At 66.7% G+C, this 24,139-nt stretch carries 12 protein-coding genes; 8 read left to right on the top strand and 4 right to left on the bottom strand.

All coding sequences use genetic code 11. The features are described from left to right. Positions 1–20 precede the first annotated feature (20 nt). Positions 21–12,824: a filamentous haemagglutinin family protein gene (locus tag WI26_RS22545; protein WP_069227834.1), complete on the top strand. Its 12,804-nt coding sequence runs from the start codon at positions 21–23 to the stop codon at positions 12,822–12,824. 213 nt (positions 12,825–13,037) lie between these two features. On the opposite strand, the gene WI26_RS22540 is transcribed toward WI26_RS22545, so the two are convergent. Next, entirely contained in the window at positions 13,038–14,369 is a 1,332-nt protein-coding gene (locus WI26_RS22540; protein ID WP_069227241.1) for a substrate-binding domain-containing protein, read from the bottom strand. 646 nt (positions 14,370–15,015) lie between these two features. Here WI26_RS22540 and gspF point away from each other — a divergent pair. Beyond that, on the top strand, positions 15,016–16,233 hold the full coding sequence (gene gspF / locus WI26_RS22535) for a type II secretion system inner membrane protein GspF (RefSeq protein WP_069227240.1): 1,218 nt from the start codon (positions 15,016–15,018) through the stop codon (positions 16,231–16,233). A gap of 8 nt (positions 16,234–16,241) precedes the next feature. On the opposite strand, the gene WI26_RS22530 is transcribed toward gspF, so the two are convergent. Then, positions 16,242–16,685: a type II secretion system protein N gene (locus WI26_RS22530; protein ID WP_069227833.1), complete on the bottom strand. Its 444-nt coding sequence runs from the start codon at positions 16,683–16,685 to the stop codon at positions 16,242–16,244. 61 nt (positions 16,686–16,746) lie between these two features. Between WI26_RS22530 and gspH the strand changes: the two genes are divergently transcribed. The 5 genes from gspH (at position 16,747) to WI26_RS22505 (ending at position 20,236) form a co-directional block, all read left to right on the top strand. Then, positions 16,747–17,274 carry a type II secretion system minor pseudopilin GspH gene (gene gspH, locus WI26_RS22525; RefSeq protein WP_081334319.1) on the top strand — a complete coding sequence of 176 codons (528 nt, stop codon included), beginning with the start codon at positions 16,747–16,749 and terminating at the stop codon, positions 17,272–17,274. Positions 17,275–17,434: 160 nt separating this feature from the next. Next, positions 17,435–18,175: a TonB C-terminal domain-containing protein gene (locus WI26_RS22520; protein WP_069227239.1), complete on the top strand. Its 741-nt coding sequence runs from the start codon at positions 17,435–17,437 to the stop codon at positions 18,173–18,175. Between the two features lie 6 nt (positions 18,176–18,181). After that, complete coding sequence (locus WI26_RS22515; RefSeq protein WP_069227238.1) at positions 18,182–18,730, top strand: RNA polymerase sigma factor; 549 nt, start codon at positions 18,182–18,184, stop codon at positions 18,728–18,730. An 11-nt stretch (positions 18,731–18,741) separates the two neighbouring features. Next, positions 18,742–19,737 carry a FecR family protein gene (locus WI26_RS22510; RefSeq protein WP_059539066.1) on the top strand — a complete coding sequence of 332 codons (996 nt, stop codon included), beginning with the start codon at positions 18,742–18,744 and terminating at the stop codon, positions 19,735–19,737. A gap of 247 nt (positions 19,738–19,984) precedes the next feature. Continuing rightward, a complete protein-coding gene (locus WI26_RS22505; protein WP_059539067.1) occupies positions 19,985–20,236 on the top strand; it encodes a FecR/PupR family sigma factor regulator in 252 nt (83 codons plus the stop codon). A gap of 195 nt (positions 20,237–20,431) precedes the next feature. Here the strand turns inward: WI26_RS22505 and WI26_RS22500 are convergent, their stop codons facing one another. Then, positions 20,432–21,256 (bottom strand): hypothetical protein, encoded by an 825-nt coding sequence (locus tag WI26_RS22500; protein WP_059464589.1) that lies wholly within the window; start codon positions 21,254–21,256, stop codon positions 20,432–20,434. A 215-nt stretch (positions 21,257–21,471) separates the two neighbouring features. On the opposite strand from WI26_RS22500, the gene WI26_RS22495 reads away from it, so the two are divergent. Beyond that, positions 21,472–23,076 (top strand): type II toxin-antitoxin system Phd/YefM family antitoxin, encoded by a 1,605-nt coding sequence (locus WI26_RS22495; RefSeq protein WP_236849317.1) that lies wholly within the window; start codon positions 21,472–21,474, stop codon positions 23,074–23,076. Between the two features lie 60 nt (positions 23,077–23,136). On the opposite strand, the gene gspK is transcribed toward WI26_RS22495, so the two are convergent. Beyond that, the gene (gene gspK / locus WI26_RS22490; protein WP_069227236.1) at positions 23,137–24,132 is read right to left on the bottom strand and encodes a type II secretion system minor pseudopilin GspK; all 996 of its coding nucleotides are present in this window, start codon (positions 24,130–24,132) and stop codon (positions 23,137–23,139) included. Between the last annotated feature and the right edge of the window lie 7 nt (positions 24,133–24,139).

Below are 24,139 nucleotides of genomic sequence, written 5' to 3'. Positions count from 1 at the left end.
TGGTGCGTGCCGTCGCGCTGATGTTGCTCGCGGCGGCGTCCGCGCATGCGCATGCGGCCGGCATCATGAACCTCGGTGCGGCCACCGCGCGCGCGTCCGGCGGCGGCGCGGGCGGTGCCGGTGTGCCGGGCATGCCGAATCTCGGCGTGTCGCCGCAGCAGGCGGCGCAGGCGAGCCAGCCGTCGATCCGCAACCTCGGCTACGCCGCCCATGCGATCGCCGCGCAGATCGCCGCGCAGCAGAACGCGGCCGCGGCGGCGGCGAAGCTGCCTTCGACCGTGCCGAACGGGATCGCGCCGGGCGGGCTGGAGGTGGCGCCGGGCATCACCTTCGCGAAGGACGGCAACGGTAATCTCGTCAGCCAGAATACCGACACGGGCAATCCGCTGCTGTGGGTCAACGCGAATGCGCCGCAGCAGACGGTCGACAACAGCGGCCGCGTGAACGTCGACGTCAAGCAGACCGGCCAGAACGCGGTGCTCACGTGGCAGACGATGAACGTCGGCCGGCAGACGACGCTGAACTTCGATCAGTCGGCCGGCACGCAGACGAACGGCGCGAACAACTGGGCCGTGCTGAACCGGATCAACGATCCAAGCGGGCGGCCGAGCCAGATACTCGGCAACGTCACCGCGCAGGGCGCGGTGTACGTGATCAACCGCAACGGCGTGCTGTTCGGCGCGGGGTCGCAGGTCAACGTGCATTCGCTGGTCGCGTCGTCGCTGAACCTGCTCGACATGAAGAACCAGCTCGTGCCGACGGCGGACGGCATCGTCGCGAGCAACCAGCAGTTCCTGAGCCTGCGGGCGGGGACGACAGGCGGGCTGGCTTATCCGGAGTCGGGGAGTTCGGGCGGCGTGGCGGGCGCGGTCGGGCGCCCGAACGAGGTGCTCGGGCTAGGGAGCCCGGCGCTGCTGACTGGTTCGTACCAGGCGCCGGGCGACGTCACGATCGAGCAAGGCGCATCGATCACGACGCACACGAACGGCACGGCGAGCGACGGCGGATTCGTGCTGGTCGCGGCGCCGAACGTGACGAACGCGGGCAGCATTTCGGCGACGGCGGGGCAGGTGGTGCTTGCGGCGGGCGTGGGCGTGAGCCTGCGACCCAACGGAAACGGGGCGACGGGCAATCCGCAGGTGCTGTTGCCGGAGCTGAGCGGGCAGATCGTCACGACGGATCTGCAGACCGGCAAAACGATCGACGTCACGCCGGCCGGCACCCTGACCAATACCGGCATCGTCCAGGCTGCGCGCGGCAACGTGAACCTGCTCGGCAGCCGCGTCGCGCAGAACGGCGTGGTGGGCGTCACGACGAGCGTGAACACGCCGGGCACGATCACGATTTCGACGGCCGACGAGTATGCGTCGAACAATCCGCTGGGCAATCCGTATACCGGCTCGACGCCGGTCACGGGCAACGGCGGCGGAGGCGACAACGTCAATCGTGCCGGCCTGCTGAGCTTTGGCCCGGGATCGGTCACGATGGTGCTGCCCGACAACAACGGCCAGACCGCGACCTCCACGCCCGGTACGACCTTCACGCCGGGCGGCATCACGATGACGGCCGGCTCCGTCTGGTTCCAGGGCGGCTCGCTGATCGAGGCGCCGGGCTCGAACGTGTCGGTGACGGCCTACGTGCCGTCGGTGGTGACGAACCAGGCAGCCGGCCAGACCGCGGTGCCGGGCCGGATCTACGTGGATGACGGCGCGACGATCGACGTGTCGGGGCTCGCGGATGTCCAGACGCCGATCTCGCAGACGCTCGTGACGATCGACCGGATCGGCCAGAACGAACTGGCCGATTCGCCGCTGCTGCGCAACAGTTTCCTGTTCGGGCTGAAGGGCGTCGTCGTCGACAGCACGCTGACGGGCACGCGCAGCGACGGCGTGCAGTGGGTCGGCAGCCCGATCCTGAACCTGTCGGGCTACGTGAACCTGATCCCGCGCACGGTCGACCAGTTGCTGACCAACGGCGGCACGATCACGCTGTCGGGCAACGAGGTGATGACCGCGGCCGGTTCGTCGATGAACCTGAACGGCGGGTACGTGCATTACAACGGCGGGATGGTCAACACGACGCGGCTCGTCGATGCCAACGGCGCGATCGTGCCGATCGGGCAGGCGAGCCCGTACAACAACTATGTCGGCATCGCCGGCCAGTTCGTCGAGAGCCATCCGCGCTGGAACGTGACGAAGTCCTGGTACAACCCGCTGCAAACGGGCGGCACCTACCAGTCCGATTACATCGTCGGCGGCAATGCGGGCACGCTCGACCTGTTCGCGTCGCAGGCGCTGGTGCTCGATGGCGATATCAGTGCGCAGGCGTTTGGCGGCGCGAAGCAGATGCAGGGCAACAGCCTGCCGTCGGGCGGCGCGTTCAACCTGGGCGCGGACCCGAAGCTGGCCGGCGGCACGCTGGCCGGGATGGCCTGGAATGCCGCCGCCAATCCGCTGCTTCCGATCAGCGCGATCTCGGGACTGACGATTCTGCAGGACGACGCACCGCAGCTAGGCGCGTTGATGCCGGGCTTCTCGATCGATACGCCGCTGGACAAGAACGCTTCGGCGACGCTTGCCGCCAACGATCCGAACAATCTGCTGACGACGCGGGTCGTGCCGGTCGCGACGCTGAACAACGGCGGCTTCGCGAAGCTGAACGTGACCGAGGACAAGAACGCGGGCAAGGGCATCGTGGTCGCGCAGGGCACGCAGCTGAACCTTCAGCCGGGCGGTGCGATCTCGCTGAACAGCCCGGCCGTCGGCGCCGACGTGAATGTCGCGGGGCGGTTGTCCGCACCGTCGGGTTCGATTTCGATCACGAGCGGCGGCAATGTCGTCGTCGGGCCGCAGGGCGCGCTGAGCGCGGCCGGCCAGTGGGTGAACAACGACGTGCAGGCCGCGCCGGGCACGGCGCCCGGCAACAGCCAGTTCATCAACGGCGGCAGCATTTCGCTGTCTGCGACGCAGGGATCGACGTTCGTCGACGGCAGCGCCGTGGACGCGACGGGTTCGATCCTGCTGCAACCGGGAAGCGTGCTCGATGTATCGAGCGGCGGCGAAATGCTCGCGAACGGCCAGTTGCTGATGCAGAACGGCGTGCCGGCAGGGCGCGCGGGCAACGTGGCGTTGCAGACCTATGCGGTACCTGCGGGCGGTGCGCAATTCGGTCATACGACCGACGGTGGTGCGAACCTGCCCGGCACTCAGCCGACCGCCGGCACGATTGCAATGGGCGGCACGATCCTGAGCGAAGGCTTCTCGGGCGGCGGCACGCTGACGCTGAATGCGCTCGGCTTCCGGATCGGGGGAGATCGCGCGGCGGCGGCACCGTGGGATGTGTATCTGCCTGAAAGCTTCTTCTCGCAGCAGGGCTTCGGCAAATACGTGTTGAACGCGTACTACGATTCGACCATCGCGCCGGGCGCAACGGTTGCGCTCACGCAGAAGAACCTGCTTCCCGATGTGCTGGCACTTCAGCGGACGAGCTCGGGTGCGAACCTGTCTGCCGGCGGTCTGACGATGGTTGGCCAGCTCGATGCATATCACCGGCAACCCGCAGGGCTCGAGCTGACCGGCGGTAACGCCGTATCGTGGCTGACGGCGGCGAGTAACGGCGTGATTCCGTCGTATCCGGGCGTGACCGGCGCGGTCACGCTTTCGGCCGGTGCGTCGATCGATGCGGACGCCGGTGCAAGTATCGTGCTCGCGTCGCCGAAACAGGTGACCGTGCTCGGCTCGGTGGTCGCGCCGGGCGGGTCGATCGTGCTGAGTGCGGATACCGGAGCCACGACCGCCCAGCCGGGGCAATTCAATGTGTTCACGCCGAGCAACAGCCGCTCGGTATGGCTCGGGGCCGACGCGACGCTCGACGTATCGGGCGTCGCGCTTGCCAACCCGCTTGCCGCACCGGTGAAGATCGGCGCAACGACCGCCATGCCGAATACCGGCAAGGTGCTGCCGGGCGGTTCGGTGACGCTGTCGAGCGATACGGGCTACGTGGTCGCGCAAGCCGGCTCGAAGATCGACGTATCGGGCGCATCGGCGAACTTCGATCGATTGCAGGCGAACGGCACGTATGCATCGCACCCGGTATGGAGCGACGCCGGTTCGATCACGCTGTCGGCCGCGTACGGGCTTTTCGCGGACGGGACGCTCAGCGGCCATGGCGGTGCATCGCAGGCGCGCGGCGGCACGCTGACGGTTCTGCCGCATCAGAACGGCAGTGCGTCCGGCGCGACCGCGCTCGTCGTCCGGCAGAGCGGTGCGCTCGTGCCCGCCGGCCTTGCGCCGGGCGAGGATTTCCCGACGCCGGTCGATCCGGCCACCGGGTTGCCGAGCGGTCAGCCGACCGGCGTGATCCAGTTCTCCGCCGATCGCCTGAATGGTTCGGGGATCGCGAATCTCGTGCTCGGCGACAGCACGCCATCCCCGATTCCGGCGCCGGTACCGACGATCGCATTCGCCGGTAACGTGAACCTCGCGCTGCCCGAGTCGGTAACGCTGAATACCGGACGCATCGCCGCGATCGGCATGGACCAGTTGGCGACGCTCCTGTCGACGCCCGCCCAGCCGAGCGGCGGCCCTTCCGCGCTCGACACCCTTCTGTCGCAGCCGCCGGCCCATCCGCTCGGCACGAAGGTGACGATCAACGCGCCATATGTCGCGCTGGCGGGACCGGTTGCAACGACGTTGACGCCCGCGTTCGCGCCGGTGGCGACGCGCTCGGACGCGACGCTGAACGTGAATGCGTCGTTCCTTGATCTGCGCAATCAGTTCCAGCTCAACAACTTCGGTCAAGCAAACCTGAACAGTCGAGGCGATATCCGCCTGAGTTCGACGAGTGTGTCGCCGACGAGCAATGTGCTGTCGCCGGGCGTGCTGTATACGCCCGGCAACGTCACGTTCAACGCGGCCAGCTTGTACCCTGCCACCGGCAGCACGTTCATCATCGACGCGGTCGGCCCCGCCGATGCGGTGACGGGCAAACTCGCTCCGACCACCGTCACGTTCGGTTCGACCGGGTCGTCCGGCACGCCGCTGTCGGCCGGCGGCGCGCTGCTCGTCGATGCGACGAACATCGTGCAGGGCGGCAACGTGCGTGCGCCGTCCGGCTCGCTCGTGTTCGGCGTCGGCGATCCGGCGAACAGCGCGACGCAGAAGCAGTTCGGCAACCTGCCGCTCGTCGCGACCGACTCGGTGACGTTCGCGAACGGCAGCGTGACGTCGGTTTCGAACGGCGGCTCGATCATTCCATACGGCACGACGGTCGATGGCGTCCAATGGCAGTTCAATCCGCTCGCGGGCGCGACGGCTTCCAACCTCAATGCGCCGCCGGCGAAATACATTGGCGTGAACGGCACGCGCGTCGCGCTGAACCCGGGCGCGACGATCGACCTGTCCGGCGGCGGCGACCTGCAGGCGGCCGAATGGGTGCCGGGCACGGGCGGCACGCGCGACGTGCTGTCGCAATACAACGTGAGCTACGCGAACGGCAAGGGTGCGACGGCGGTGCCGGTCAATGCGGGGGCCGGCAGCGTCTACGCGATCGTGCCGGGCAAGCAATCGCCGGTCGCCGCTTACGACCCGTCGTTCGCGCAGACGGTGCAGCCGGCCGTCGCGGGCAACGGCACGGCAACCACCACGACCGCGACGCTCGGCGTCGGCCAGGCCGGGATGATCGACGCGATCGGCAAGGCCGTCTACCTGTCCGGCGTGCCCGGCCTCGCGGCCGGCTACTACACGCTGCTGCCCGGCAAATACGCGACGCTGCCGGGCGCGTATCGCGTGACGGTGTCGAGCACGGGCGGCAACGTCGTGCCGGGCGCGTCGCAGGTGCTGCCGGACGGCACGGTGATGACGGCCGGCTACTTCGCCGACGCGGTGACGGGTGGCCGCAGCGCGACGCCGACGCTCTTCAACGTGCAGTCGGGCAAGGTGTGGCAGCAATACTCGCAATACACGCTGAAGGGCGCGAACGACTTCTTCACCGCGCAGGCCGCGAAGCAGGGCGCCGTGACGCCGCCGCTGCCGGTGGACGGCGGTCAGCTCGTGCTGGCCGCGACGAAGGCGCTCACGCTGGGCGCGACGCTGAACGCGGCGGCGGGTGCGGGCGGCGCGCCGGCCGAAGTCGACATCGCGTCGCAGGACATCCAGATCACCGGAAACGGTAGCGCGGCACTGCCCGGCTATCTGCAGATCGGCGGCGATGCACTCGATTCGCTGAACGCGGGCAGCCTGCTGATCGGCGGCACGCGCGCGGCGACGGCGAAGGGCGTGACGATCACGCCCATCGCAAACAGTGTGGTGGTGTCGAACGACGCGAACACGTCGCTCAAGGGGCCCGAGATCCTGCTCGTGACGAAGACCGACGCGAGCGGCACCGATCCGAATGCGGCGAACGGCCTGCGCGTGGACGCAGGCGCGTCGATCGCGGCGGCGGGCGATTATCCGGCCGCGAAAGACCAGCCGATCGCGATCGCCGGCGATGGCGCGCTGCTGCGCGTGTCGAACGGCGCGGTGGCGCCGCTCGCGCGCACGGGCGGCACCGGTACCGGGTTGCTGACGGTCGGCGCCGGTGCGACGCTCACGGGCGGCCAGGCGCTGATGCTTGATTCGTCGGGCGACCTGAAGGTCGACCCGAGTGCGGTGCTGTCGGGCAAGGCGGTCACGGCCGACGGTTCGGCGATCACGTTCACCAATGCGAGCGGCGCCGCCGCGGCGAACCTGCCGGGCTTCGTGATCGATCCTGCCGGCCTCGCGCAGTTTGCCAATGCGGACCTCGTCACGCTGCGCAGCTACGGCGCGATCGGCTTCGTCGGCGACGTGAATGCGACGTTCGGCAAGCGCGTCGATCTGAGCGCGGGCACGTTCACGAGCGATGGCGGCCACGTCGTGCTGAGCGGTCAGCAGATTGCGTTGACGAACGAGACGGGCGCGCCCAGCAGCCCGTCCGCATCGGGCAACGGCACGCTGACGGTCAACGCGCAGGAGATCGACTTCGGCACTGGCACGAAGACGCTGAACGGATTCTCGTCGGTGAACCTGACCGCGAGCGGCGGCATCGTCGGACAGGGTACGGGGACGTTCGATTTCGGCGCGCTGCCGGTGACGCTGAGTGCGCCCGTGTATCTCGCCGATACGAGTTCCGCATCGACCGTGAAGACGACCGGCACGCTGACGCTGAACGGCGCAGCGGGCACCGCATTGACGAAAACGGCGGTCGGCGGCGCGTGGAAATTCGTCGGCGGCACGCTGGCCGACAACGGCGCGACGATCGCCGCACCGGCCGGCAACGTGAGCCTCGACGCGAAGGGAGGCAACCTGACGATCGGCAGCGGCTCGACGGTGAGCTCGGCCGGCGTGTCGAAGCAGTTCTTCGACGTGACGGAGTACGCGCCGGCCGGCTCGATCGTCCTGACCGCCGATGCGGGGACGGTCGATGTGCAGCCGGGCACGACGCTCGACTTCTCGGGCGCGAGCGGTGGCGGTGCGGCAGGCAGCCTGACGTTGTCGGCGCCGAAGCAGGTCGTGAATCTGAACGGCACGATCAAGGGCGGTGCGGCGAACGGCTACGCGGGCGGTTCGCTGTCGCTCGACACGGCCGGCGCGACCGATCTGGATTCGCTCGCGAAGACGCTCGCATCGAGCGGCGTCAACCAGTCGATTGCGGTTCATACGAAGTCGGGCAACCTGACGCTGTCGGCCGGCAATGCGCTGACCGCACGCTCGGTATCGCTGACCGCCGACGGCGGCGCGGGCAATGCGCGGGATACGGCGAACGGCAACGTGAACGTGCTGGGGACGATCGACGCGTCGGGCAAGGCGGGCGGCGAGATCGACCTGTATGGCCGCAGCGGCGTCGACGTGGAGGGCACGCTGCTCGCGCGCGGCTCCGATACGACGCAGCGCGGCGGCAAGGTGAACATCGGCACGAGCGCGGTGTTCGATCCGACCGTCGCGAATCCGTACAACGCGACCTACGGCTACGAGAACATCGATCCGTCGCGTTCGGGCGCGATCCGGGTCGGCGCGAATGCGCTGATCGACGTATCGGGCGGCACGGCAGGCGGATTGTCGGGCGGCACGGTGAATTTCCGTGCGCCGCTGCTTGCGGACGGCAGCGTCGACGTCCAGTTCCCGACTGCATTCAACAACGGCAAGGGCATCGTCGGTTCGCGCGCGACGATGCTCGAAGCGTATGCGGTGTGGAGCACGACCGACGCGTCACCGGGCGGGCAGCATTTCGACGGCATCGTCGATCCGGCCGGCTGGTACGACGGCAACGGGCATTTGCTGGCCGGCACGTTCACCGCGCAAGGCACCAATCCGCCGACCTTCACGTTCGCGCCGGATGCAAACGGCGACGGCGGCGGTACGCTGACGAACAATGCGACCGGCGAGCAGGCGACGCTGACGGGCAGTCAGAGCGATCTTGCTTCGCTGTACACGGGGATTTCATCGATCGGCTTCCCGGGCATGGACAGCGCGTACTTCGTGCCGACCACGGCGAACGCCGATCACCAGACGTTCTACGGCGGCCAGGTCGTCAAGGCGAGCGACGGCACGCTGTCGATGACGCCGGGCACGCTGATGGGATTCATCCAGAGCGGCCTCGGCGCAAACGGGCCGACGCTGCAGGGATCGACGGCGAACATCGCGAATTTCCGCGTCGCGCCCGGTGTGGAATTCGACAACCCGAGCGCGGCGATCAACGGCGGCAATATCTCGATCCTGTCGAACTGGAATCTCGGCGCGGGGCTGCCGAACAACAGCGGGACGATCGTGCCTTCGTATCGGTACAACGGCACGGTCGCGCCGATGCTGACGTTCAGGTCGACGAACAATTTCGATGCGGAAGCGAGTATTACCGACGGATTTTTCCAGAATCAGGTCGCGACGATTCTGGGGGCGGCGGGGAGTGCGACGGCTACGGGGACGTATGCGGGCGCGCTGGCGTTGTATAACAACCTGATGTCGCTTGATGATCCTGCATCGGTAACCGTGCAGTTCTACAACGGGACGAGTCGGCCGCTGGCCTCATCCGCCGGCGATCAAAACGATCCGCTGTATGACCCCAACGTCTCGTTGAGTGCGCCGTTGACGAATCAGGCGGCTCAGTATTATTCCAACTATATTCAGTATGCGAATTCGTGGGGGACGTATTACGGAGATTGGGCGAGTGGAACCTACACGTCTCATGTCTTGCCTTACAGTCCGTTAAATAAGTCTGCGCCAGTTGTTTCGGACTATTCGTCGTATCAGCAATATCTTGATGCATATCTGACGCCTCTTCCTTTTTCTGGGTGGTTGGCTGGCTATACCAAACTTTCTATCGTTGGATTCGTCAAAAATGGTGTGACGGTTATTCCAAAATTTGGAACGCCGACGCCGCCAATTGCATCGACACATGCGGAAGACTACAGCGCCTATATAAGCATATATAACGGCTACCTTGATCGGGTAGCTCATACGACGACCATGACTTCTCCTCTCTTGCAACCACAGGGAGTTTACAGTTTCTTCTTTGCACCCACGGCACCGTTGTCGATTCCATTTTCCGGGGTGAATATTGGGGTGTTGCCCGGTAATCTGCCCGCTAACATTGCCATGGTAAATAATCCATTGCCGATCAGCTTTGCGGCACTGTTGGGTGGCCAGAGTTCGTCGTATCGCATCGTCGGCGGCGCCGATCTCGCCAGCGCGAATCCGCTTGCCGTGCAGCCTGTCGCTGCATTCGCCGCCGGCAGTGCGCCGGCCGGCAACGTGACGTTGAACCAGCACACCGCTTACGTCGATTCGAACGGATTGACGTTGTTGCAACCGACAACGATCCGAACCGGCACCGGGTCGATCGATATCGCGGCCGGCAATAACTTCACGCTGGCGGATACGACTGCACCGGGCGTCGTGTATACGGCGGGTGCGCCCACGCGGGGAAATCCTGTGTTGGGTCTTGCCACGGCGGTCATGGGGGGCGGGTCGGGACGGCAAGACATTCTGGTTACGCCGACCGTGAATCCTGATTCGGCCGGCGATATTTCGCTCCACGTGCAGGGCGATATCAACGGTGTCCAGAGTGTGACCGATGCGACGGGCGTCGTGACGGGAGGGGCAGGCAACAGCATCAGCCAGTATTGGTGGCAGTGGATGCAGATCACGCCGGGAATAACTGCCGACGTTGGTGGTACTGGCACCATCGTTGCTCCGTTGACCCAGTCTTCGATTGATTTCGGCGCGTTTGACCAAGGTGTGATGAGCGTCGGCGGCAACGTGTCGATCAGTGCCGGCGGCAATATCTCGGATCTGGCCGTGTCGTTGCCGACCACGTGGTACCTGGACGGAAACAACAAACCCGTCACCGTCGGCGGCGGAAATCTGACGGTGCACGCCGGCGGCGATATTCTGAGCGGCGACTACTTCGTCGCCAAGGGAACGGGGACCATATCGGCAGGCGGGAGCATCGGGTCGGATATTGCCGTGCCGTCTCCACAGAATGGGATGGCTCCGATTTCCGTATCGACGGTGCTTGCGACGCAGAATGGAATATTCGATGTCACGGCGCGTCAAGGCGCGGACATCGGCGCAGTGTTGAATCCGTCTTATGCAAGCAGTTTCGCGCCGCCCGGCGGGCAACCTACCACCTCTGTCAACCTGTTTAATTACGGACAGTACGCCGACAGTCAGGGCTACTCATCGACTTCCGCAGTGAATGTGCTATCCACAACTGGAGACATCCGAATTGGCACGCTCGGCGGCATGTTGATCGGCGCGAACGGCGTGCTTCCCGCCAGCATCAATTTGACCGCGTTCAACGGCGCAATTGATGTTTCATCCGGAGGCGTGCTCTATCCGTCGGCCGTCGGCCAGTTGAATCTGGTTGCGGATCAGTCGGTGTCCCTTTCCAATGTATCGTCCAATGGGACCAACGTCACATTGCCAAAAACATTTGGCCTGTCCGACGCCGATCCGTCGCAGATGCCTTCGCCGACGAATCCGCAAGCCACGATTCCGTCGTTGACGGACACGACGCTCGCGGCACATGCGCTAACTGCGCTCCATGATGGTGACGTGCAGCCCGCGCGCATCTACAGCCTGAACGGAAGCATCGTCAACGGCGCCGTCGATAGTGACGGCTTTTACCAGAGCCTTGTCACGCTGTCGATCGACAAGCCGGCGTTCATGCAAGCCGGGCAGGACATCGTCAACCTGGCGTTCTGGGGGCAGAACCTGCGCAGCTCGGACGCAACGCGTATCGTGGCGGGGCGAGACATTTATGACACGCCGATTCCCCACGCCGCAGGTGGTGCAGTGCCGGTGTTGTCGGTCGGCGGCCCAGGCTGGTTCGACGTGCAGGCGGGACGCAACATTGGCCCGCTGACGAGCCAGGCCGAGTTGTACAACCAGCAAGCCAATACCGGCGGTATCGCACACGTTTTCACGGGCATCGACGCAGTTGGCAACGCAAACAATCCGAACCTGCCGCACGAGAGCGCGAACGTCAATGTGCTGTTCGGTGTCGGGCCGGGTGTCGATCTGCCGCGATTCATCGCGACTTATATCGCGCCGGGCAGTGCGGTTGCCGGCGTGCCGAGCGCGGCGCCTGCATTGATCGCGTTCATGGAGCAGTACGACGCGGGGCTTGGCGTCGATACCGGATTGCAAGTGGACAAGGACAGCGCTCTGGCGAAGGTCGGCCCGTTGACGGCCGATGAAGCATGGAAGCAATTCCAGGCGTTGCCGTCCTACGTCCAGCAACGCTTTGCGGAAAAGGTTCTGTTCGGCGTACTGGCACAAGTGGGCGCGGACTTCAACGATGCATCGAGCCCGTACCGCGGCCAGTACGCAAGAGGCTATCAGGCACTCGATACGCTGTTCCCCGCGTCCTACGGCTATACCGCGAACAATCTCGGTGGCGGTTCAAACGGCGCGAACAAGTCGGTCAGCACGGGTGATCTCGACATCCGCAGCACGACGATTCAGACGCAGCAGGGCGGCGATGTCACGATCCTCGGGCCGGGCGGGCAGGCGCTCGTGGGCAGCACGACGGCGCCGCCGCAGATCGTGGACAGCAGCGGCAATGTTGTAGCAGGCCCGGGCACGATGGGGATTCTGACGCTCGAAAAAGGCAATGTCGACATATTCACGGATCAAAGCGTGCTGCTCGCGCAAAGCCGGATCTTCACCGAGCAGGGCGGCGACATGACGATCTGGAGTTCGAACGGCGACATCAACGCCGGCAAGGGCGCAAAGACGTCGGCCGATACGCCGGCGCCGCAGTATGTTTGCGATGCCAACCATTACTGTACGGTCGATTCGCGTGGTCAAGTGACGGGGGCGGGCATCGCGACGCTGCAGAGCATACCGGGCGCGCCGAAAGGCACGGTCAATTTGATCGCGCCGCGTGGTACCGTCGATGCGGGGGACGCCGGCATTCGTGCCGGCAACCTCAACGTTGCCGCGTTGCGTGTCGTGAACGCGGACAATATCCAGGTGACGGGCAAGGCAACCGGCATTCCGCTCGTGCAGGCGGTGAACACCGGCGCGCTGACGGCCGCGAGCTCGGCGGCATCGGCGGCGAGCCAGGTCGCGCAGGATATCGCGAAGAACAACGCATCGGGCGTCGCGCCACGTCGCTGGACGATCAGCGTGCAGGTCGAGGGTTTCGGGGATAGCGGCCCGGACGGTGGATCGAAGCGGCGCAAGTCGGAACAGGTCGGCTACGACTCGTCGAATTCGGTGTCGCTACTGGGGTTCGGCGCGGCGGGGCCGACCCAGCGGACGTTGCTCAGCAAGGAGGAGCTTGGGAAGTTGAACAGGTTCTGAAAGCGGCTGATTCGATTGCGTCGAATGGAAATCCCTCGCTTTCTTGTGTACGAAGCGGGGGATTTTCGTTTCAGGTTTCCGGATCGAACAGGTTCTGGATAGTGTTGCGATTGTCGGCGACGGGCCGCGCGATGGTGGCGCTGCATAAAAACCGGCCTCGATTGCTCGAGGCCGGTGGGCGGTATTGCTGCGAGTCAGAGAGTTTGTTGCTGACTATCGGCCGGTGACGACGGCACAGGTCGACGCGTCGTTGATATCGAGCCCATACCCGCTGCTGTTGCTCAGGAAATCGGCAACAATCGCGGTCTTGAAGCCCGACGGGACGGTGTCGAAACCATTGCCGTGCACGACCGATGCGTAGCTGGCGTTCGTGTAGTGATTATTCAGGAAGCTCTGGACGTTCGATGCCACCGTGGCGTTCGCATAGCACTGGCTCAGGATGATCTGGCTCGTGCCCGAAACCGGGTAGCCGGCAGACGGGTTGGCCAGGGCGGTGTAAGCAGTGCCGGAAACCGGTACCCACTGCGTCGGATCTGCTGCAGCGGTCGAGGTCGACGGTGCCGAGATCGTGCCGATTGCCGTCGTCGCGTTCGCGTACGTCGGAGCGTAGTACGCGTTGGCCTTCGTGTTGTAAAGGCTTGCGAGCGGAAGCTGCAGCGCGCCCGACGACGTCACGACCGCGCTTTGCGATGCGATGTACGTGTTCGTGTAATCCGGGCTCAGGTACGCGACGGCGGCCGTGCCGGCCGACGACAGCGACGTGAGCGAACCGCGGACGCCGCCGCTGCCCGATGCCGCGATGAAGTTCGACGGCACACCGGTCGGGAATGCCGACGTGTTCGCGAAGGTCAGCGAATCGATGAACTTGACACCCGAAGCCGTGTTGGTGGTCGTGCAGACTGCGGCGAGGTGGCGGGTCAGCAGTTCGGTCGTGCCGCTGCCGTCTGCGCGATAGACGACCTTGATCGGCGCATTTGCCGTATAGAAGCTCTTCGTTTCGGGGTTGGTCACCTGGTTCCAGTTCGTCAGCTTGCCCGAGAAGATGCCGCACAGATCGTCGTCGTTCAGCGCGATGCTGTGTGCCTGCCCCGGCGTCGTTTGCGGCGTGGTCGTGCTCGTCACGGCCGGGCCGTTGACGACCGGCACCGTGATCGCGGTCACGATGTACGGGATCTGGATCAGCGGGCCGCTGTTCGAGCCGACCGTGCTTGCGTTATACGACGTGACTTGCGCGGTCGTGAGCGCGGCATCGCTGTTCGCGAAGTGGACCGTGCCCGTGACACCCGAGCCGAAGTACGTCGGCTGGTTGTTCAGGAACGCGTTCTGGCCGGCGCCCGAGCCGACCGAGTAGTACGTGAACGTGCCGTTCGCGGTGCCATACAGGCCGATTTCGCCGGAAGCCGGCGAAGCAGCACCGATCGTCGGCGCGACGAGCGACGAACCGCCACCTTGAATCACCGGGCCTGCGGCCATCGCGAGCGATGCGCCCATGCCCGAAACGACGAGAGCCAGGACCTGACAGATCTTGCGCTTGCTGGATTTCATGAGAAATTTCCTTGGACGAAGATAAACGGGAACCCCTGCTACTGCGGTTGGAATACTTTTGGACCGCCGGGTAAATGTAGGTGGAATTCCGAATGACGCGTGTGAATTTTTCATAACGAATGGTGCGTAACATTTCGATCGGAACGGTCATTGCGTTATTGAAATTAGCAAATCCGATATTCGGGGAATATTCAACGCTCATCGGGCATCCCGGATATTGGGATGGTGCTTGGGTGCAGCGGGAGCCATGGGTGGTGCCTGGAGCAGGCCGGCCGTGCGAGGCGAATCGTCCTAGCCCAACTCCAAGTCAGTTTCGTGGCGGATGCTACGGAACATTCGCACGTTATTCATTGGATGATGTTTTTGTCGCCTTGTTGAAATGGGTCGTGTATTCGCATCGGGTAATCAAGGAAATGTTTATCGAACGGTTAATGTTTGAACGGATGCAAATGTCATCAACGATGAAATCGTTTCGGCGTCGTATGAGAAATATCCGTGAGTAATAAAGCCCGCGCAAAAAGGTAGCCCAACATCCGTCACAAATTTGCGCCGGTTCGATCCTTAGTCTTTCCCGGGCGACTCCATCCGCCACGCCGCGCGCAGTCATCGAAGGAAGCAGTCACGCACGTGACAGGAGAATTCCGGCATGTCGGCATTCCGCTACGAAGCGATCGATCCCACCGGCCGCACGCTGAAAGGCGTGCTCGAAGCCGACAGCGCGCGCTCCGGCCGCAGTCAGTTGCGTACGCAAGGACTCACGCCGCTCGTCGTCGAGCTGGCCGCGCAGCGGCTGCACGGCGAGCGCCATCAGCGCCTGTCGCTCGGCCGCAATCTGTCGCAGCGCGAGCAGGCGATCATCACGCGCCAGCTCGCGAGCCTGCTCGTCGCGGGGCTGCCGCTCGACGAATCGCTGTCGGTGCTGAGCGAACAGGCAGAACGCGAATACGTGCGCGAACTGATGGCGTCGATCCGTGCGGAAGTCGTCGGCGGCCATTCGTTCGCGAACGCGCTGACCCAGCATCCGCGCGATTTCCCCGACATCTATCGCGCGCTCGTCGCGGCCGGCGAGCACACGGGCAAGCTCGGCGTCGTGCTGTCGCGCCTCGCCGATTACATCGAGCAGAGCAACGCGCTGAAGCAGAAGATCCTGCTCGCGTTCACGTACCCGGGCATCGTCACGCTGATCGCATTCGGCATCGTCACGTTCCTGCTGAGCTACGTGGTGCCGCAGGTGGCGAACGTGTTCACCAGCACGAAGCAGCAGTTGCCGACGCTGACGGTCGTGATGATGGCGCTGTCGGATTTCGTGCGTCACTGGTGGTGGGCGTCGCTCGCGGCGACGATCGCGATCGGCTATGCGATCGGCAAGGTGCTGTCGCGCGACGGGCCGCGCATGCGCTTCGACCAATGGCTGCTGGGCGCGCCGCTCGCGGGCAAGCTGGTGCGCGGCTACAACACGGTGCGCTTCGCGAGCACGCTCGGCATTCTCACTGCCGCCGGCGTGCCGATCCTGCGCGCGTTGCAGGCGGCCGGCGAGACGCTGTCGAACCGCGCAATGCGCGCGAACGTCGACGATGCGATCGTGCGCGTGCGGGAAGGCTCCGCGCTGTCGCGCGCGCTCGCCCATACGAAGACGTTCCCGCCGGTGCTCGTGCACCTGATCCGCTCTGGCGAGGCCACCGGCGACGTGACGACGATGCTGGATCGTGCATCGGACGGCGAGTCGCGCGAGCTGGAGCGGCGCACGATGTTTCTGACGAGCCTGCTCGAACCGCTGCTGATCCTCGCGATGGGCGGCATGGTGCTCGTGATCGTGCTGGCTGTGATGATGCCGATCATCGAGCTGAACAACATGGTGCAGTGATGCGCGCTTCAGCGCACGAACGCGTTGGCCTTCTCGGTGGCGGGCAGCGCGATTTCGCGTTGCAGCCCGTTGCGGTCGACGACGATCGAGCGCGCGCGCACCTCGGCGAGCTTCGCGGCTTCGCCGATCGCGGCGCCAAGCGATACCACGCGCGACGCATCGCCGCCGACGCTGACGATCGCGGCCGCGCGACGCGCGTCGAACGCGAGCACGCCGAGCAGCTGGATCGCGTCGTGGCCGTTGTCGGGTTTCGCGCCGAAAAGTCGCGTGCCAGCGGTGACGTCGATCGGCACGGGTGATGCGGGTGTCGCAACGGGCGTATCGGCCGCGGTCAGCACGCGCACGGCCCACAGCGACACGGCAACGAGCGCGCCCGCGGCGGCGAGCGTCTCGGCGAGCGGCACGAGATCGGCGCGGGACGCCACGGTGCGGAGCAGGGCGGGCAGTTTCATGACGATCGATCGGTTCGGATGACGGAAGACGCTTTCCATTCTTCGACGCAAGGGTGAATGCATGATGACGGGGCATGAGGAAACACGAACATCGGATGCGGCACGCGTGCGGGAAAACGTGCATCGTCGCCCGCAACGCGGCTTCACGCTGCTCGAGATGCTGGTCGTGCTCGTGATCGTCGGGTTGCTGGTCGCGGTCGTCACGCTCGCGCCGTCGCGCAATCGCCGCACCGATCTCGCCGAGGAAGCGCAGCGTCTCGCGAACCTGCTCGAATCGGCCGGCGACGAGGCGCAGGTGCGCTCGATGCCGGTCGCATGGCAGCCGGTCGGCGGCGGCTACCGGTTCGTGCAGCGCACCGCGAACGGCGCGTGGGCGCCGATGACCGACGACCTGTATCGCGCGCGCCGCTGGGGCGCCGAAGTGACGGCCGTGTCGGTGCGCTACACCGGCGGCGGCGACGCACCGTCGCGCGTCGTGCTCGGCAATGAAAGCATCGACGTGCCGGTGACGATCACGCTATGGTCGGGCGACGTGCGGATGGCGGTCGTCGGCACGGGCATCGGCAACTTCGTCGTGCGCCGGCCGTGAGCGATGCGATGCCTCGGCCGTGCATTGATTCGTAGCGCTGCATGCTTCACCTGACTGTCACAGTGCCCGCTCACAATCTGACGTTCGCTTGCGACCGAACCGCTCACGGGGGTGCGCGTTCCGGCACGCAGCGTGCAACTCCACTTCCGATCAGGGATTCATGACTCGTTCACGGGCGCCGACTGGTGTCCTGGCGCTCGTCGCGTGGCTCGTATTCGTCGTGCTCTGCATGCGCGACGCATACGCGCAGGAGACCAGTTCCACCGGCCGCTCGCCGGGCAGCGTCGTGCATTTCGATCTGCCCGCGCAGCCGCTCGCGAAGGCCTTGCAGGACTTCGCGCGGCTCACCGAGCTGATCGTGCTGGCGCCGGCGCCGCTGCTCGACGCGCGCACGAGCGCGCCCGTGCAGGGCGACTACGTGCCGCGCGACGCGCTCGAGCACATGTTGGCCGGAACGGGGTTGCGTGCGGAATTCTCGCGGCCGGACGAAGCGATCATCGTCGCGCAGCCGGCCGCCGACGCGGCACCCGCCACGGCCGACACGCCGGCGGACGCCGCGCTGCCGATCGACGGGATCGGCGATTCCGGCGAGCGGCGCACGTTCGCGGGCGTGCTGCAGGCGCATCTGATCGATGCGCTGTGCGCGCAGCCGGTGGCGGTGCCGGGCAGCTATCGACTCGTCGCGCAGGTGCGCATCGACAACAGGGGGGCGGTGGTGGCGGTCAACATGGTGGCATCGAGCGGTTCGGCCGCCCGCGACGCGGCGGTGATGCGCGCGCTGCGCGCGCTGAAGCTGGACGATGCGCCGCCGGCGGACCTGCCGCAGCCGGTCACGATCCTGTTGCGGCCGGCCGGCAGCGGCGTGCACTTCCGCTGTCCGCCGACGGCGTCGCGAGGCTAGCCCGCCATGTCCGACACCAACCGCACCGGGCTCAGGAAGCTGCTGGCGACGCGCTATGCGTATCTGGTCAGGCGTCTCGAACGCGTGACGGGGTCGAAGGACGGCGCGGCCGATGCGCTGCACGAGACCTGGCTGCGCCTCGAGAACGCGAACGTGTCCACGCAGGTGACGAATGCGGACGCCTATATACTCGGGATGGCGAACAATGTCGCGATCGACCAGCATCGCCGCGAGCGCCGCCATCTGCACGACGACGATGTCGAGACGCTGCTCGAGACGCCCGACGAACTGGCTGATCCCGAGCGGATCGTCGCGGCGCGCCGCAAGGTCGATACGCTGAAGGACGTGCTGCGCGGCCTGCCGCCGCGGCGCCGCGCGATCCTGCTGGCCGCGCGCGTGGACGGCCTGCTGAACCGCGAGATCGCCGAGCAGTTCGGCATTTCGCTGCGGCTCGTCGAAAGCGAGCTGAGCGCGGCGATGAAGTACTGTCTGCAGCGCATGCAGGAAGATGGCGATGCGTACACGGGCTCGCGAGGCGGGCCGCGTAAATTTTGAGTACCCGGACGATGACGAAAGCCCAGGCAGAACCCGCCCACGACGCACTCGACGAAGCGAGCGCGTGGCTGCTGCGTCTGCGCTCGGGCGAGGCAAGCCAGGCCGAGGCCGACGCATTCGCGCGCTGGTGCGCCGACCGTCCGCAGGCGGCCGCGCTGTTGCGCGACACCTGGGGCTCGCTGCGCACGGCGGCAACCGAACTCGCGCACGAAGAGCGCACGGCCGCTGCCTGGGCAGACGTGGCAAGGCGCGAGCGCAGGATGCGCACGGGCCGCCGCGCGTTCATCGGCTTCGCGGTGGCGGCCGGCGCGTCGTGGCTCGCGGTGCGTCCGCCGCTGCAGCTGTGGCCGTCGCTCGGCGACCTGGCCGCCGATTACCACACGGGCACCGGCGAGCAGCGCAGCGTCGCGCTGTCGTCGCGCGTGACGGTGGCGATGAACACGCAGACACGCGTCGACGTGCTGCCCGCGAGCGATGCGGCGCACGGCATCGAAGTCGTCGCCGGCGAGGCGGAAATCGACGCGGCCACGCCGCCGGCCGGCCGCGCGACGCCGATCCAGCCCGTTACCGTCGTGGCGGGCGACGGCCGCATGCAGGCGACGGTCGCGCGCTTCAACGTGCGGCGTACCGGCTCGCAGGTGTGCGTGACCTGCTTGTCCGGCACGGTCGCGCTCGCGCATCCGCGCGGCGCACGCACGCTGAAGGCCGACGATCAGGTCGTCTACGACGATCGCGGCGTGCAGCCGGTGACGCGAACCGATCCCGCCGCGATCAGCGCATGGCGGCGCGGGATGCTGGTATTCAACGGCGTGCCGCTGTCGGACGTCATCGACGAGATCAACCGCTATCGTCCGGGCCGGGTCGTGCTGCGGCGTGCCGCGCTCGGCGCGAACCGGATGCAGGCGCAGTTTCCGATCACGCGGCTCGACGACGTGATCGACATGGTCGGCCGCCTGTACGGCGCGCACATCACGCGCCTGCCCGGCAATATCGTGCTGCTGAGCTGACCGGTTTTTTCCTCTCTTTCTTCTCCCTTTTCCCGCCGGCGATCCGTTCGCGCGGCCGCGGGCTGCTCGCGCGCTGCGGGTTACGCCCCTCCGATACGACCTGATCAATGAGGGCCGGCAAACACCGGGCTGCCGTTCGCGGCGGCCCGGTGGAGCGTCGTCGGATCCGAGGCGTGGGTGGCAAGCGCCCCGGCCGCGCAGCGGTGCGGGGGATGGGTGTCGAGGGAGCTTCGGGCGGTGGCGTGACATGAACGAATCGCAACGGGATGCGGATTCCGGCGACGCGAACACGCGCGCCGACGCGATCCGCGAAGGCGCGGTGCGCTGGTTGTTGTGGCTGCGCGCCGGCGATACGACGGAGCGCGAACTCGACGCGTTCCGGTGCTGGCGCGCGCAGAGCGACGAGCATGCGCGCACCGTCCGCGAGCTGATGTGGATGTGGGCGGTGCTGGAGACGGTCGGGCGCCAGGAACCGGGCGGGCCGCCGCGCACGCATTGAGCGGCCGAACGACGCGGGCGTCGCGGCGCGCGACGAAATCGTTTTCATCCGCGCGCATCCGGTGTCGCAAGAAATTCTGCGGGTTACGCGCGCCCGCTTCGACCTTGTATACGAGAGAGCGAGGGGGCCGTGTAGCGGAACCGGGGGCCGAAGCCGGCCTCCGGATTGCCGCCGGCGTGCGGCGACGGCCGGCGATCAGGGCGTCGCGTCGCTGTCGCGGCCGGCACGCGCGCCGCGCCAGGCGGCGTCGAGCGGGTCGTCGGCGTCGCGCAGCGGTTCACGCAGAAACGGAAAGCGTTCGTAGAACGGTGCGGATTCTTGCAAGGCCACGATATGGTTGATCATCCATTGCAGCAGCTCGCCGCCGTGCCGGACCTGTTCCGGGCGCCAGTCCGGCATCGTTGCGAAGAGGGCCGCGAAGCCGCTCCAGCGCGACGGGCGATCGTTGTCGCCGGGCCGGAAATAGGTGTTCATCGCGACGTCGTTCGCGTCGGTGAGCGTGCCGACGAACAGCCCGCGGGGTGTCGGTACGCCGATCTGCTGCCAGTGTTCGGCGATCGCGAGCGAGCGCATCACGCGCGCCGTGACGAACGCGATGCGGGTCTCGTGCTCGATGTCCGCCAGCGTCATCACGCCGTTGCGCTGCATGCAGCGCGCGACCGCATGCGGCCGGATCGCGTTCGATGCGAAGCTGCGCAGCACGAGGTCGGGAACCGTCAGCTGCAACTGGAATTCACGCAGCCCGTGCTCGGCGCTCATCGTCGAGAAGTTGACGAACAGGCCTTCGGCACGGCCGAGCACGCCGACGAACGGATCGAGGCCGAGGCGTGCGAGCCTGGGCGCGATCTGGCGCGCAAGCAGCCGCATCAGATTGCGGCGGTTGCGCATGCCGGTGAAATCGTCGAGGCTGCGCGTGACGAGGTCGCTGATCTCCCAGCGGCGTTCGTCGGCGAGCAGGCGCGGCGAACGGCTCAGATCGAACCGGGCGCGGCCATGCGCCACGCGTGGATCTACATACATGCCGGGGCCTCGTGCATCGATTGCGGACGGAGCGCCGCGACGGCATGCCGCCGTGCGCGCCCGGTTGCCCACGATGCTGCGGCGTCAACCGTGGCGCGTCAAGTGCGATCGCGCGGTGACGGCCGATTGCAGACGGGTCGTTGCAAGCAGTACGGGGTGTCCCGATGATGCGCGCGGTGGTGGAACGCTTCGTCGAGCGGAGTCCGATGGCGATCATGACGCGACTCGTGCTGCAATGCGCGCTGCACGACGACTGGCTCGACACGGCCGTCGACACCGACGGCGAACCTGGCGACGAGCCGATCCGCGAGGCGCTGTTCGCGCTCGCGGTCGATGCGCTCGCGGCGATTGCCGCACGCGCGCGCACACGATCCGACACGTCGGGCGTCGCGCCGACGGGCGTCGGGGCCGCCGTCGCCGCGCTGCACGACGGGATGAGCCGGCTTCGCGCCGGCTGGGGGCGTGCGCTCGTGAGGGACAGCGCGGAACTGCTGCTGCCGATCGCGACGGTGCGTGCCGACGAACGCGGGCTCGGCGAGATGCGGTTGCGCGTGCTCGACGGCGCGGTCGATGCATGCGCGCCCGGGCTGGCGGCTTGCGATTGCGGGCGGGATTGCGACGATCCGGTGCGCGATGGGGGCGTCGGTGCCGTCGGTGCCGGCACACGCGTGTTGCCGGTCTTCGATCCCGATCTCGGCTTGATCGTCGACCTGCTGCCGGTCGAGCGCGGCCGGCAACATGCGCGCGCACTCGTTGCTGCACTGCTCGAAACGGTGCGGCCCGGCGAGCTGTGGATCATCGACGGGCGCTTCGATACGGATGCGATGCTGTCGAGCTGGCCGCGTCGCGGCGGTGCGTTGATCCTGCGCGAGTACGCTCGCGCGAGCGTGTACCGGCCGCTCGGTGAATGGCATCGCGCAGGCATGTTCGACGGCGGGGTCGTGCGTGAACAACCGGTTGGCATGACCGGCGACGGCGGAACGCACGACGTGTTGCGGCGGATCGAATGGCGCCGCGCGGCGATTGACGGCGAACCGGGTGACACGGTGACGCTGCTGACCGACTTGCCGCCCGCGCAGTTCGACGCGGTGCGGATCGTGCAGCTGTCGTGCCGCCGCTGGCGCGACGCATTGTCGTTGCCGCTCGAACCGGTGCTGGAAGGCGCGCCATTCGGCGACGCGCCGGCGCGTGCGTCGCTGCTCGCGTGCGGAATCGCGGCACTCGCGTATAACGCGTTCAGCGTGATGATGCAGGTGGTCGGCGCGGCGCTCGATCTCGATGTGCGCGACGCCGAGCGTCTTCCTTCGCATATCGCCGATGGCGTCGCGTCGATCTACGCCGGGATGATGATCGCGCTGCCGCCCGACTGGTGGCGACGCTACGATCAGTTGCCCGCAACCACCCTCGGACAGATCGTGCGGCTCTTGGCCGTTCATGTCGATCCGCGCAGCGAGCGGCGCAGGCGCCGCGACAACCGGCTGTCCGCGAAATCACAGGCGCTGTTGCGCGCGGCGACGCTCGAGCGGCTGCTGCACGACGACGGTGACGATGCGGCCACGAACGTGTTCAGCCTGCGCACGATCGCGATGGCAACGCGCGACTTCAGCAGCAATCCGTCGAAGGCGCTGCGGCACGCTGGCGAGGCGCTGGTGATGGTCACGAAATACAACCGGCCGATCGCGCTGCTCGTGTCGATCGACGACTGGAACCGGCTGCTCGGTGAAGTGCGCGAGACGAGCCTCACGCGGCTGACGTTCGATTGCGCGATGACGCCGCAGAGTACGCGCGCGGTCGGGTTGAGCGAGTCATCGTTGGCCTAGATTGCCTATGCGCACGGCGCTGCATCGACGTGAACGCGCAGGCGCCGCGCGTACCAGTCTTCAACTCGTCGGCCGCCGCGCCCAGATCACCGACGTCCACGTGAAGTTGCCGCTGCCGTAGCGCGCGATGAGCGTGTCGACGCGCGCGTTGATTCGAGCCGAATGCACGCGGCAATGCACGATGAAATAGCCGCTGCTGACGCCCACCGCCGAGCCGTCCGGCAGCGTCGGATTGCCGCCCTGCGCGGGCAGCAGATACTCGGCGATGTCTCCCGTGCTGACGAAATACGCGGCGCCGCGCCGATCGACGAGCCGCTTCGCCTGGCTCTTCGACAGTGTCGGAATCGCGGCGACCAGCACGGGCTCGGCCGCCGTGTTCGCGTTCACCACCGTGAGGTCGGGCAGCACCGTCACGTATGGCGCGAGTGCTTCGATTGCGCGCGTGTCGTAGCCGGGAATACGCGCGAGATCGTCGACTGTCACGAGCTGCAGCGGCCAGCCGTCGGGGCCGTTCGTCTCGCGTAGCGAGCGCAGCATGTAGTCGGCCGTCTGTTGAGCGAGCGCCGGGTCCAGCGCGAGTTCGCCGAGCAGGCGCCGGTAGGCGAGCACGCCTTCCGCGTTCGCCTGCCAGGGCTTGCCCGGCGCGATGCGCGACACGAGGTTCGTCAGGTTGAAGCGCGCTTGCGCGTCCTCGACGTTTCCGGAGATCGATGCGCGTGCAAGCTCCGCGTTGACCGCGACCGCATCCGGCGGCAGCAGGTCGGATAGCGGCACGTCGGCGAACGGCGCCGACCACGGCTGGCCCACGAAGGTGACGTTGGACGTCGCGTTCTGCGCGCGCAGCGTCGCCCGCGCCCATTCGACCGCGGCGCGCTCGACCCACATCGTCTGCGTTGCGAGCCGCTGGTTCTCGACGTCGCGCGTCGCGACCTGCTGGCGCCACAGCACGCTGGCCGCAAGCGTGGCCGCCAGCGCGACGACGAGCAGCACCGTCACGATCGCGATGCCGCGTGCGCGTGGCGCCCGTGTCGCGCCGGATCTTCCGTATCGATGCATTCGTGTG

The sequence above is a fragment of the Burkholderia diffusa genome (genome assembly GCF_001718315.1).
In the GTDB taxonomy this organism is placed as follows: Bacteria; Pseudomonadota; Gammaproteobacteria; order Burkholderiales; family Burkholderiaceae; genus Burkholderia; species Burkholderia diffusa_B.
This window is presented reverse-complemented; position numbering and strand designations above follow the sequence as displayed.